The sequence below is a fragment of the Bacillus sp. A015 genome (genome assembly GCF_053851875.1).
Window position 1 is genome coordinate 64,973 of the sequence record NZ_JBSPZB010000004.1, and the last position, 12,411, is coordinate 77,383.

At 41.8% G+C, this 12,411-nt stretch carries 15 protein-coding genes; 3 read left to right on the forward strand and 12 right to left on the reverse strand.

What is annotated here, in order from left to right; all coding sequences use genetic code 11:
* Positions 1-65: 65 nt before the first annotated feature.
* The 3 genes from ACSLGF_RS04845 to ACSLGF_RS04855 form a co-directional block, all read right to left on the reverse strand.
* Positions 66-1,358 carry a hemolysin family protein gene (locus ACSLGF_RS04845; protein ID WP_456003015.1) on the reverse strand — a complete coding sequence of 431 codons (1,293 nt, stop codon included), beginning with the start codon at positions 1,356-1,358 and terminating at the stop codon, positions 66-68.
* A gap of 48 nt (positions 1,359-1,406) precedes the next feature.
* The gene (locus ACSLGF_RS04850) at positions 1,407-2,081 is read right to left on the reverse strand and encodes a zinc metallopeptidase (protein WP_456003269.1); all 675 of its coding nucleotides are present in this window, start codon (positions 2,079-2,081) and stop codon (positions 1,407-1,409) included.
* A gap of 81 nt (positions 2,082-2,162) precedes the next feature.
* Complete coding sequence (locus ACSLGF_RS04855; RefSeq protein WP_099727120.1) at positions 2,163-2,387, reverse strand: hypothetical protein; 225 nt, start codon at positions 2,385-2,387, stop codon at positions 2,163-2,165.
* A 125-nt stretch (positions 2,388-2,512) separates the two neighbouring features.
* Between ACSLGF_RS04855 and ACSLGF_RS04860 the strand changes: the two genes are divergently transcribed.
* Positions 2,513-3,499 carry a potassium channel family protein gene (locus tag ACSLGF_RS04860; protein WP_456003017.1) on the forward strand — a complete coding sequence of 329 codons (987 nt, stop codon included), beginning with the start codon at positions 2,513-2,515 and terminating at the stop codon, positions 3,497-3,499.
* Here the strand turns inward: ACSLGF_RS04860 and ACSLGF_RS04865 are convergent.
* The 5 genes from ACSLGF_RS04865 to ACSLGF_RS04885 all read right to left on the reverse strand — a co-directional run bounded on the left by ACSLGF_RS04865 (position 3,496) and on the right by ACSLGF_RS04885 (position 8,400).
* Positions 3,496-3,897, reverse strand: a complete 402-nt coding sequence (locus ACSLGF_RS04865; RefSeq protein WP_456003019.1) for a YugN-like family protein — start codon at positions 3,895-3,897, stop codon at positions 3,496-3,498. The genes ACSLGF_RS04860 and ACSLGF_RS04865 overlap by 4 nt on opposite strands.
* Before the next feature lie 29 nt (positions 3,898-3,926).
* Positions 3,927-4,145, reverse strand: coding sequence for a spore germination protein (locus ACSLGF_RS04870; protein ID WP_456003021.1), 219 nt, complete (start codon positions 4,143-4,145; stop codon positions 3,927-3,929).
* Between the two features lie 116 nt (positions 4,146-4,261).
* Positions 4,262-5,617 carry a glucose-6-phosphate isomerase gene (locus ACSLGF_RS04875; RefSeq protein WP_456003023.1) on the reverse strand — a complete coding sequence of 452 codons (1,356 nt, stop codon included), beginning with the start codon at positions 5,615-5,617 and terminating at the stop codon, positions 4,262-4,264.
* 126 nt (positions 5,618-5,743) lie between these two features.
* Positions 5,744-6,916 carry an iron-containing alcohol dehydrogenase gene (locus tag ACSLGF_RS04880; RefSeq protein ID WP_456003025.1) on the reverse strand — a complete coding sequence of 391 codons (1,173 nt, stop codon included), beginning with the start codon at positions 6,914-6,916 and terminating at the stop codon, positions 5,744-5,746.
* 320 nt (positions 6,917-7,236) lie between these two features.
* On the reverse strand, positions 7,237-8,400 hold the full coding sequence (locus ACSLGF_RS04885) for an iron-containing alcohol dehydrogenase (RefSeq protein WP_456003027.1): 1,164 nt from the start codon (positions 8,398-8,400) through the stop codon (positions 7,237-7,239).
* A 144-nt stretch (positions 8,401-8,544) separates the two neighbouring features.
* Between ACSLGF_RS04885 and ACSLGF_RS04890 the strand changes: the two genes are divergently transcribed.
* Positions 8,545-8,778 carry a DUF378 domain-containing protein gene (locus ACSLGF_RS04890; protein WP_456003029.1) on the forward strand — a complete coding sequence of 78 codons (234 nt, stop codon included), beginning with the start codon at positions 8,545-8,547 and terminating at the stop codon, positions 8,776-8,778.
* A gap of 65 nt (positions 8,779-8,843) precedes the next feature.
* On the opposite strand, the gene yugI is transcribed toward ACSLGF_RS04890, so the two are convergent.
* From yugI to ACSLGF_RS04905, 3 genes are all read right to left on the reverse strand, one after another.
* A complete protein-coding gene (gene yugI, locus ACSLGF_RS04895) occupies positions 8,844-9,236 on the reverse strand; it encodes a S1 domain-containing post-transcriptional regulator GSP13 (protein WP_003213420.1) in 393 nt (130 codons plus the stop codon).
* Between the two features lie 197 nt (positions 9,237-9,433).
* The gene (locus ACSLGF_RS04900; RefSeq protein WP_456003031.1) at positions 9,434-10,627 is read right to left on the reverse strand and encodes an aminotransferase; all 1,194 of its coding nucleotides are present in this window, start codon (positions 10,625-10,627) and stop codon (positions 9,434-9,436) included.
* Positions 10,628-11,128 (reverse strand): Lrp/AsnC family transcriptional regulator, encoded by a 501-nt coding sequence (locus tag ACSLGF_RS04905; RefSeq protein WP_456003033.1) that lies wholly within the window; start codon positions 11,126-11,128, stop codon positions 10,628-10,630.
* A 177-nt stretch (positions 11,129-11,305) separates the two neighbouring features.
* Between ACSLGF_RS04905 and ACSLGF_RS04910 the strand changes: the two genes are divergently transcribed.
* Entirely contained in the window at positions 11,306-12,130 is an 825-nt protein-coding gene (locus ACSLGF_RS04910; RefSeq protein ID WP_456003035.1) for an alpha/beta fold hydrolase, read from the forward strand.
* On the opposite strand, the gene ACSLGF_RS04915 is transcribed toward ACSLGF_RS04910, so the two are convergent.
* A complete protein-coding gene (locus tag ACSLGF_RS04915; RefSeq protein WP_456003037.1) occupies positions 12,127-12,387 on the reverse strand; it encodes a DUF1871 family protein in 261 nt (86 codons plus the stop codon). The two genes, ACSLGF_RS04910 and ACSLGF_RS04915, sit on opposite strands and share 4 nt — an antisense overlap.
* Between the last annotated feature and the right edge of the window lie 24 nt (positions 12,388-12,411).

Genomic DNA, 12,411 nt, shown 5'->3' on the forward strand with positions numbered 1-12,411 from the left:
AGGCAGACAATCCCCTCACCTAAAGTTTACCAACCAAAAAAACCTCGTCAAGAGCTCCGAGGTTTTTAGAAAAAGTGGATCTTTTTTATTTCAATGGTACGAATATGATGGTCTTCTGCCTCTAAGATTTTAAATTCACAGCCTTCTGCTTCAATCGTATCTCCAATCTCAATATCGAATTTATGCGTCATCATCCAGCCAGCAATCGTATCGACATCATCATTCTCAATGGCTAAATCCAATAAATCGTTTACTTCATCAATCAAGGCTTTCCCATCCATCACATAGTGGAAGTCCCCTTTTTTGACAATATGCGGAGTCTCATCCTGGTCATATTCGTCCCGAATCTCTCCCACAATTTCCTCTAATATGTCTTCTACTGTGACGAGTCCCGCTGTTCCGCCGTATTCGTCTACAAGCATCGACATATGGATCCGTTTCTTTTGCATCAAAATAAGCAATTCTTGAACAGGGGTACTTTCAATCACCCGAATCACCGGACGCATTAAGTCTTCAATGGAAACCTCTTGATTCAGGAAGCTTGCTTTAAATACATCTTTGCTGTTGATGACACCAATCACGTGATCTTTGTCTTCTTTGATGACAGGATAGCGTGTGTACCTTTCATTCAGCATATAATGCGTGATATCCTCAAGCGTCTGCTCAATGTCGATGGCTGAGATTTCTGTGCGAGGAATCATGATCTCTCTCGCCACTCGGTTATCAAATTCAAATATTTTATTCACATATTTGTATTCAGATTGATTGATCTCGCCCTTCTCGTAGCTTTCAGATAAAATGAGACGCAATTCTTCCTCACTAATCGCCACTTCATGTTCTTTGACAGAATGAAAACCAAATAATTTCACAATGCCTCGCGCAGCCCCATTTAATGCTTTAATAAACGGGTACATGACTTTATAGAAAAAAATCAGTGGTTTTGCTGTCACAAGACTGACGGCCTCTGCCTTTTGAATGGCAATCGTTTTAGGCGCCAGTTCTCCAACGACGACATGTAAAAACGTAATGATCACAAATGCGATGATAAACGATAAGATGTCTGTCAATGCGGAATGAAGCTCTAATTTTTCAAAAAGCGGATGCAGGAAATGCTCCACCGTCGGCTCTCCTAACCACCCTAAGCCTAATGCTGTGATGGTAATCCCAAGCTGACAAGCGGATAAATATTCGTCGAGATTTGAAATGAGCTTTTGAACATGGATGGCTCTCTTATCACCGCTTTCGATCAGCTGATTGATTTTGGAGCCTCTAATTTTCACAATCGCAAATTCAGTGACAACAAAAAATGCTGTCGCAGCAATGAGTAATATGACTAAAAATACGTTTAAAATGTACAAAAAAACCCTTACCTGACATTGGTAAGGGCTCACCTCCTCTGGCGTCAATTAATCATTACGGCCATTTAGGAAGATCATTACAAAACGAAGCAATTCAAACAGGGAGACAAGAGCCGCTGCTACGTACGTTAGAGCTGCAGCATTTAATACCTTGTTCACGCCTCTTTCTTCACTGCTTCTAATGATTCCTTCTGAAACAATGATATCTTTTGCACGAGAACTTGCATTAAACTCGACAGGCAATGTGACTAGCTGAAAGAACACAGCCGCTGAGAACAAAATGATCCCAAGCCCGATTAAGTTAAGGCTGCTGAGCAATAATCCACCAAGAAATAAAAGCGGGGCAACACCAGATGCAAAGTTCACGACAGGGAAGATCTTATGTCTCAAGACAAGCGCACCATAAGATTCCTGATGCTGCAAGGCATGTCCAACCTCGTGTGATGCGACTGAAATGGCCGAAATCGAATGGCCGTAGTACACTGGTTCAGATAAACGAACCACACGCTGCGTCGGGTCGTAATGATCAGTCAAAGTTCCTCTTACCGGTTCAACAGGCACGTCGTATAACCCGTTGCGATCTAAAATATATCGAGCGGTTTCAGCGCCTGTTTTCATACTGGCTGCCTCGACCTTTGAATACTTTTCAAAATTATTCTTCACTTTAAATTGTGCCCAAAATGACAATCCCAATGCGGCAAATGTTAAAAAATAAAAAAACAGCATGCTCATCAGCTTCCTTTTTATTTTATATATTTATTTACAATTTTAATGACTTTTATGTAACGTGTACAGCAAAAAGCACTAGGTCTTTTTAAGGGGGAGGACCGCGCCAATGAAAAAGAAGAACACACCTAAGCATGCTGTATAAAAGGTCACCGTTCCGTATAGGTCTTGAAAAAAACGCAGCCACGAGAAATCATTCATGAAATGATTCACAGCATTTAAGTCAAACACAAGCAAGATCACAGCAGATGACAAAAAGTGTGCGCCGATAAAAAGAAGTACGGTCTTTTGAACGAACGACATTCGAATTCCCTCCTTCTCCTCTCTTATTTTAAGATATGGGATCTATTTCAATACATGACGAAGATGAAAAAATGTTCCTCAATCGGGCATACTGACATTAGCAGTCTCCTGAAAGGAAGAGTCCGATGAAATCAAACCGTATCTTTATCGCTTGGCTAAGGTGGCCTCTTTATCTTCGCATTGCCATCATCATTTGTTTCATACTTCTCTTTTTTGGTCAATTAATCGTCTTACTTGAACCAAAGCAGTACCATACGATCTTTGATGGGATCTGGTGGGCGCTCATTACAATCTCTACTGTTGGATACGGTGATTTTGTGCCGCAAACCATGCCTGGACAAGTGGCTGGTATGGCTCTGATTTTTATCGGTGCAAGCTTTGTCACAGCTTACTTCGCCACGCTTGCTGCCGCTGTGTTCAGCAAGCAGCACCATTATGTAGAGGGGAAAGTTACTTTTAAGGGGAAAGGGCACCTGATTATCGTCGGCTGGAATGAGAAAACCAACAAACTGCTTCAATCGTTTCAAACGATTGATCCAGCCATGCCGATTGTACTGATTGATGACTCCTTGAAGGAAGGGCCTCTTTTAGAAAATGTTCATTTTATTAAAGGACATGGTACGGAAGATGTCACACTTCGCAAAGCCAATATTACAGGCGCAGATACACTCATGATTACCGCAGATCAGCATGAAAATGAAGTGACAGCCGATATGCAGAGTGTCTTAACATTGCTCGCAGCAAAAGGATTAAATCCTTCGTTATACTGCCTAATTGAGATCTTAACAGATCGTTACGTGAAAAATGCCGAGCGTGCCGGAGCCAATCAAGTCATCCATACATCTGATGCTGTGAATCATTTAATGGTCGAACATTTTCTTTTAAAGGAACAGCTCATGACGTTAAAGAAAAAACGAAATATGACACTGCATAAACATGTCACCATCATTCCTGTACCAGCTTCATTAGCGGGAGAAACGTTCCTAACAGTGCTCCATCACTTTCTAGAGCATCATGTGATCATCGTAGGCGTACAAAAAAAAGAAGGACCCATGATGAATCCTCCCTTTGGATATGAGCTTCATCCAGAGGATGAGCTGATCAGCCTTTAAAGCAGTCCATCTTCTAATTCCTTGACGAGTGAAAAGCCAACTTCGGTATAAGCTTTAGACACATCTCCATCTTTCTCTTTTGGTTCTTGGAATTGGTTAAAAGATGCTCCCACATTTCCAACCATCGCATGGTCATCTAATTTGTCTTGATATACATGCTTTAAGAGAAATGGATGTCCCACTTTCACCACAACACCTGGCTGATCCAGCTGTCCTTTCTCGGCTGTAAAAGGAACTCTGAGAAAGGTATAGCCATCACGGTTATCAATTTTATAATCAAAATACCCGTGATCATAATCCCAATTGCCATTAATGACGTAGCCGAGCGGCTTCATGGTTTCTTCCAAATGGTATAGTGAAAAGCTTTCACCAGTCAGCCTGGATGGTACATGAATCATACGAAACCCTCCTTTTTGCTTAGGGTTCGTTAAAGAGAGGAATTCATGCATCTTCCTTTCGTCATTTGCACATTGCTTGTAAAAGCGGCATCGAATAAGCTTTGATTGAAAGATTGATTGGTCTCATTCGCACTGCCAGCACCTTCTGTATCCTTCACAGCACTCATCGGACAAATGCGTCCAACATTGCCAAAGTTGACGATCGCCTGACCAGAAATATCGTGAATATAAATATGATTCGTTCTCATCGATTCTTCACTCTCCTCCACTCATTATTCTATGTACAAAACATGGGGAAGCTTGCACATGAACCATAAGAAAACAAAAAAGGCACACCTTTATCAAAAGGTGTCCCTTGTCGTTCTTATGATTGTTTTAGACGGCTTTCAAGCTCTGCCTTTTTCTCTTCGAAGCCCGGTTTTCCTAATAAAGCAAACATATTCACTTTATAAGCTTCTACACCAGGCTGATCGAATGGGTTGACGCCTAGTAAATAACCAGACATCGCACATGCTTTCTCGAAGAAGTACACGAGATATCCGAATGTATAAGCATCCATCTCAGGAATGGTGACAATCAGGTTCGGTACTTTCCCATCAGTATGGGCAAGCATTGTCCCTTCAAATGCTTTTTTATTGACGAAATCGACCGTTTTTCCTGCTAGATAGTTTAAGCCATCAAGGTCTTGTTGTTCTGCTTCAATCACAAGCTCATGTCGAGGCTTGTCTACATTCACGATTGTTTCAAACAAGTCTCTTCTTCCCTCTTGCACATATTGACCAAGTGAATGAAGATCGGTTGAGAAGTTGGCAGATGAAGGATAGATCCCTTTTTCATCTTTCCCTTCACTTTCGCCGAATAATTGCTTCCACCATTCTGCGAAATATTGTAGGCCTGGCTCATAGTTAATCAGCATTTCAATTGTTCTGCCTTTATTGTAAAGGACATTACGGACTACAGCATATTGATAAGCCGCATTTTCTGACAGCTCAGATGAAGCGAAGTCTTCGCTTGCTTTCGCAGCACCTTCCATCATTTGATCAATGTCTGCTCCACTCACAGCGATTGGCAATAGACCAACTGCCGTTAAAACGGAATAACGCCCACCTACATCATCAGGGATGATAAATGATTCATAGCCTTCTTCGTTTGCTAATGTTTTGAGTGCCCCGCGCGCTTTGTCAGTTGTCGCATAAATACGTTTTTTCGCTTCTTCAGCACCATATTTCTCAATGAGGAGCTTTTTAAAGATGCGGAACGCAATGGCTGGCTCTGTTGTTGTTCCAGATTTTGAAATCACGTTAATGGAGAAATCTGCATCTTCCAGCAGATCCATCACATCTGTTAAATAAGAAGAACTGATGTTGTTTCCAATGAAAATGATTTGCGGTGTCTTGCGTTTGCCTTTTGGTAAACTGTTATAGAAAGAATGGTTCAAAAATTCAATCGCCGCACGTGCGCCAAGATAAGAGCCGCCGATTCCGACAACGAGTAAAACATCAGAATCAGACTTAATCTTTTCTGCACTTTTTTTAATACGGGCAAATTCTTCGCGATCATATTGCTTAGGCAAGTCAACCCAGCCTAAATAATCACTGCCTGCACCCGTTTGCTCATGAATATTATGATGGGCCACCTTCACAAAATCTTTTAAATATGTAAGCTCATGTTCTTGAAAGAAAGGTAACGCTTTCGAGTAGTCAAATTGAATATGTGTCATCGCTTGTAAGCCCTCCATTACGTTAGTTCTGTCCCTTTCACTTTAGCGGAACTAGCTATTGAAATCAAGTGATCGTCACTGGTGCAGCAAAAAGCCGCTGCTCGTGAAGAGAAGCGGCAATCCGAATTACAAAGAGGCTTTCAAAATAGATAGAATGTCATCACGGTTTAATTTCATAAAGTTACCAAAACCACCGTATTCCATTTCTTTCGCCGCAATGTCGGCAATTGTGTCTAGTTGATCTTCACCAATGTCATAATCTGCTAAACGGCTTGGTGCACCCAGGCTTGTCCAGAAGGCTGACAGCTTATCGATTCCTTCTAATGCGATGTCACGATCTGATTTTCCTTCTGTCTCGATGTCAAACATGCTCAGCATGAGATGTTTAAAACGCTCCACATTATGATCGAGTGTATGGCGCATCCAATTTGGGAAGAGGATCGCAAGTCCACCTGCATGCGGAATGTCATAAACAGCCGATACAGCATGCTCAATCGTATGAGACGCCCAGTCGCCAAAGTAGCCCATTTGCAGCGTACCATTTAAAGCAATGGTTCCTGCATAAAGAATGGTTTCGCGATGCTCATAGTTTTGTAAGTCTTCAAGCAGTTTTGGTGCTGTCTCGATCACCGTTTGAAGAACAGCAAAACACATCCGATCCTGTAAAGGCGTGTTTTTTACATTATGGAAGTATTGCTCGAAGACATGGCTCATCATATCGACCATTCCATAAACAGTCTGGTTTTCTGGCACAGAATACGTATGCTCAGGGTCTAGAATAGAAAAGGCAGGGTGAGTGACTGAACTGCCCCACACATATTTTTCATTCGTTTCCCAGTTTGTGATCACAGAGTCTGGGTTCATTTCTGAACCTGTCGCCGCAAGCGTCAGCACTGTGCCAAACGGCAATGCTTTTTGAGCGGTTGTTTTCTTTGAGATAATATCCCAAACATCACCTTCATACTCTGCTCCAGCTGCAATCGCTTTTGTACAGTCGATGACACTTCCGCCGCCAACTGCTAATAAGAAATCCATTTTTTCCTTTTGGCAGATGTCGATTCCCTTTTTCACTGTTGTGAGGCGAGGGTTCGGTTCAACGCCAGACAGCTCAAATACTTCAGCTTCTGCTTCATTTAACGCGCTGATGACATTGTCATAAAGACCATTTTTCTTAATGCTGCCTCCGCCATATACAAGTAACACTCGTTTCCCATAACGAGCGAGTTCGCTTTTGAGTCCTTCTAGTTGTCCTTTTCCAAACATTAATTTCGTTGGATTATAGTAAATAAAGTTCTCCATCTATTACAACATCTCCTTACGACGAATATATCCAAAAACATGAAAGACTACTGTAACATATGTACACGTTGAACTCAAAAAAGATAACTGCTCGAAAGCAGCTATCTTAGATTGTTGACAAAGGGCTAAAATGAAGTTTATTTTAGTCCTTTGTCTTCTTTTCAGCGTGATAGAAAACCTTTGCAGTCTAGGAAGAACGAGCACTGGCGCGGAGCGAATTTGACATTCGTGAGCACCAGCGCGCAGGACTGACAACGAATGCGAGGGTTTGTCTACACGCTGAGATAACTGCTCGTAAGCAGCTATCTTTTGTTGTTCAATTATAAAGAAGCGTTCAAAATGGCTAGGACATCTTCTTTGTTTAGCTTTTTAAATTGACCAAATTCACCGCGTGCCATTGCACGGTCAGCAATTAAATCAATTTTCTCATCGTTGATATCATAATCAGCTAAACGGCTTGGTGCACCTAGGCTCGTCCAGAAAGCAGACAGTTTTTCGATACCGTCTAAGCCTACTTCTTCGTCTGTTTTGCCATTAGGGTCCACATCGAATACGCGCACCGCTAATTGCTTAAAGCGGGCTGGGTTTTCTTGAATGACATGCTTCATCCAGTTCGGGAACAAGATCGCAAGTCCGCCTGCATGAGGAATATCATAGACAGCAGATACTGCATGCTCAATATTGTGAGATGCCCAGTCACCACGTGCACCCATTGAAAGCATTCCATTTAGCGCAATTGTACCAGTGAATAAGATGGTTTCACGCAGCTCATAGTTCTCTAGATCGTTGATCAACTTCGGTGCCGTTTCAATGACGGTACGTAGAAGTCCTTCACACATACGATCTTGATAAGGTGTATTTTCAGTGTGATGGAAATATTGTTCAAACACGTGTGACATCATGTCGACCATTCCATAAATCGTATGATTTTTCGGAACAGAGAATGTGTTTACCGGATCAAGAATAGAGAATTTAGGGAAGACTGCTGGACTGCTCCAGCCATATTTCTCATTTGTTTCCCAGTTTGTGATGACGGATCCAGAGTTCATTTCAGAGCCTGTTGCGGCAAGTGTTAAAACAGTACCGAATGGGATGGCTTCCATTGGGACATGCTTTCGAGTGACGATATCCCAAGCATCTCCATCGTACTTCGCACCAGCTGCGATCGCTTTCGTTGCATCAATGACACTTCCGCCGCCGACTGCCAAAATAAAATCAACTTGGTTCTCTTTGCAAAGCTCAACCCCTTTTCTTACCGTTGTTAAGCGCGGGTTCGGCTCAACCCCAGCAAGTTCAGTGATTGCAGCTCCTGATTCTTTTAAAATGCTGACAACTTGATCATAAAGGCCGTTTCGTTTAATACTGCCTCCACCATATACGAGCAATACGTTTTTTCCGTAGTGTTTGAGTTCATCTGAAAGGGCTGAAACTTCTCCCTTTCCAAACATTAATTTCGTTGGGTTCCAATAAGTAAATCGATCCATGTGATCTCCTCCTCGCGCTACATTATGCGCCTCATTCATTCCAAAAGTAAAGTAATTTGCTTTAATCCATTTTCTTACGCATAGTTTGGCTGAAAATCTGCAAAATATAAATGTATTGATGCTGTAGCGAAAGGAGGAATCACGATGAGTGCTATTCAGCGTATTGCCCTCGTGCTCACGATTATTGGTGCTATTAACTGGGGACTAATCGGCTTTTTTCAATTTGACTTAGTAGCAGCGATCTTTGGCGGTCAAGGTTCTGCATTATCACGTATTATTTATGGTCTTGTTGGAATTGCAGGTCTTGTCAATCTTGGTCTATTGTTCAAGCCAAGTGAAGGAGCTGTCCGTGACGAGCCGAATCCAGAGGTTCGCTAAACAAAAAGACATAAAAAGGCTGCCCACATAAGGCAGCCTGAGGCACCGTTTGAAGCGGTGCTTTTTTATTTCTTGATTAAGTCTTTACGGTTAGATTGCTCAATCCACTCTTCAAGTTTATCTTTAAGTGTATTGAAACCTTGTGGCGTAGCAGCTTCTTCTTTCACTTGCTGTGGTCTTTGTTTCTTTGGTTTGCTTTCTTTTCTTTCAGGTGCTTCTTGTGTAGCACGGATAGAAAGGCTGATTTTACCAGCTTTTTCATCAACAGAAAGAACTTTCACTTGAACTTCGTCACCAATTGAAAGATGCTCGTTGATGTCTTTTACGAAGCCATGCGTTACTTCAGAAATATGCACAAGTCCTTGAGTTTCTTCATCTAATGCAACAAACGCACCATACGCTTGTAATCCTGTTACTTTACCAGTGTAAACACTGCCTACTTCAAACTTTGTCGCCATGATAACAACTCCTAAATAAATGTTTTAATATTCGTTTATACGCAATTAAAAACTATATCATAGAACGGTCAGTTACGCAAAATATTTTTTAAAAGGGTTTAGATGATATCAAAAGGGGGAATACCTGAAAACAAGAATGCTTTCTAGTATTCCCCCTAATTTGAGAGGCATGAGTCCATATGGATTGATGCCTTTTTTTATTTTAAAATGACCGGTGCTTCTTTTTTCACTTGTCTATCCTGCAAGAAGCGCTGGATTCTTGACAGTGATTCCTGAAGATGGTCGAGTGACGAAGCATATGAACAGCGAATATGACCTTCACCGCTCGGACCGAATACATTTCCAGGGACAACTGCTACTTTTTCGCTTAGCAGCAGTTCCTCAGCAAATTGTTCTGAAGTCATGCCCGTGCTTTTAATGGATGGGAAAGCGTAAAACGCTCCGTTTGGCTGATGACATGTCAGTCCTAGTTCATTGAGGGAGCCAACAAACAAATTACGGCGCCTTCTGTAGCTTTTCTTCATTTTCTCTACATCTTCAAGTCCATTTTTCAGTGCTTCTTCTGCCGCATATTGTGCCATAGCCGGAGCACACATCATAGAATATTGATGTATTTTCAGCATGGCATCGCGCAGGACAGGTGGTGCTGCCACATATCCTAAGCGCCAGCCTGTCATGGCAAACCCTTTTGAAAAGCCTGAAATCAAGATCGTTCTTTCCTTCATCTCTTGAATCGCCGCAACGCTTGTAAAAGCTTCATCGTACGTCAGCTCTGCATAAATTTCATCAGTGATGATTAAAAGGTCATGCTCTTTTGCAAATTGGGCAATATCCTCGAGCTCTTCCTTTGAGTAAACAGATCCTGTTGGATTTGATGGAGAGCACAGTAAAATGGCTTTTGTCTTCGGCGTCAGCTTCTTGCGAAGATCAGCAGAATCTGCTTTGAAATCTTTTTCAGCCGATGTACTTAAATAGACAGGTACTCCGCCTGCAAGTGTCGTAAGTGCCCCGTATGCTACAAAACAAGGCTCTGGAATGATCACTTCATCGCCGCCGTTTAAAATTGCGCGAAAGGCCAAATCGAGAGCCTGGCTTCCGCCTACTGTAATAATGAGTTCTTCTTCAGGACTATAATCGATGTGAAACCGCTTATATAAATAGTGGCTCAGTTCTTTTCGCAAAGATAACAGACCTGCATTCGCCGTATAAGAGGTAAGCCCTTGTTCTAATGACATAATGCTTGCTTCTCTGACATTCCAAGCTGTCACGAAATCTGGTTCGCCGACACCGAGGGAGATAACCCCTTCCATTGTGGCTGCGAGATCAAAAAATTTCCGAATACCTGACGGCTGAATGCTTTGTACCGTTTCAGATAAATAAGACTTTTTCATTTAAGGAGACACCACGATTCTTTTGTCATCGTCTCCTGTTTCAAACACTTTCCCATCATGTTTATATCTTTTCAAAATGAAGTGGGTAGTTGTTGAAACAACGGAATCAAGTGTCGATAATTTTTCAGATACGAAGCGGGCAATGTCAGACATGGATCTCCCGCGGATCACAACAGAAAGATCATATACACCTGACATTAAATATACGGACTCCACTTCCTGAAACCTGTAAATGCGTTCAGCAATTTCATCAAATCCGACACCTCTTTTCGGTGTCACTTTCACATCAATCATGGCTGTGACGCCTTCGTGACCATCCACTTTACGCCAGTCAATCATGGTCGAATAATCAATAATGATTTTTTGATCTTCAAGTTTTTGAATAATGGCTTCGGCTTCTTCTGTTGTCACACCTGCCATTTTCGCAATTGTGTTTAAATCGGCGCGGCTGTTTTCATCTAAAATCTCTAATATTTCAGTTTCTTTTTCTGTTAGTTTCATTTGATTTCACACCTCTGATTGTAAAAGCTAGTTTTAAAAAAGCTTCTGAACATTATAGCACGTTTTTCCCATTATGCTAAGCAGGGAAAAGATTCTAATCGTAGCTTAAAATCCACTTTTTAGGGTACAATACAGTCACCTAACAGAGAGTGAGTATCAAGTAACGGAGTGATGAATGTGGACATTGTTCAGCCCGCTTATATGAAAAGTAAATTCGGTTTAAATATCTATTACGAGCACTATCCAAATGTGGGAAAGAAGACATTGATCTTAATTCACGGCCTCTTCTCTTCTACTTTCAGCTATCGAAAGCTCATCCCGCTTCTGAAACAAGATTTCAATTTAATTGCGATCGATCTGCCTCCATTTGGGCAGTCCGAGAAGTCGAATACCTTTATCTACAGCTATCGCAACATGGGCAAAATCATTATTGAACTAGCCGGTTACTTGCAGATTCAGCATGCGATTCTAGTCGGGCATTCAATGGGCGGACAAATTGCCTTATACGCTGCCTCTGAACGCCCAGACCTATTTGAAAAGGCGGTACTTTTATGCAGCTCAGGGTATTTGAATAAGTCCAAAAGATCGCATGTTTACAGCACGTATATTCCTTATTTTTATCTATTTCTAAAAAGACAGCTTTTAAAGCAAGGCATTATGAAAAATTTAACCGCTGTTGTGCATGATCATTCGATTATTGATCAAGAGATGGTGGACGGATATTTAAAGCCTTTTTCTGATGATAAAATCTTTAGAGGTCTTTTACGTTTGGTGCGGCACCGAGAAGGTGATTTGACGTCAGATGTCCTAAAGAAAATGGAGACACCCGTGCTGCTCATTTGGGGCAAGGAAGATCGGATCGTTCCCATTCAAGTAGGCGAAAGACTGCACAAAGATTTGCCGCACTCGACCTTACTTGCATTAAAAAAAACCGGGCACCTCATTCCTGAGGAAAATCCGATCTTTGTGTCTGATCAAATCGGCAATTTCAGCCTGTCTTAGCGTGAGCAGGAGCTGCTGTCTCTTATGACAAAAAGCTGATTCGCTATATCTTGACAGCTCTCTATCGGAAGAAGCTGCTCAAATGAGTGGTGGTAAATGGCTTGAATCTCTTTTGCTAAAGATAACGGGTTCTCTGCGTCGTATAATGCACTGATGACGTCAGCAGGCTCCGTTTCATAAAAGTCCTCTCCATAATGAAAAGGGTCCCATGCCTTAATGAATTGAATCATCTCTTCTACAGCTTGACTATCTTTCATGGGTATCACCGCTTATAATAAATT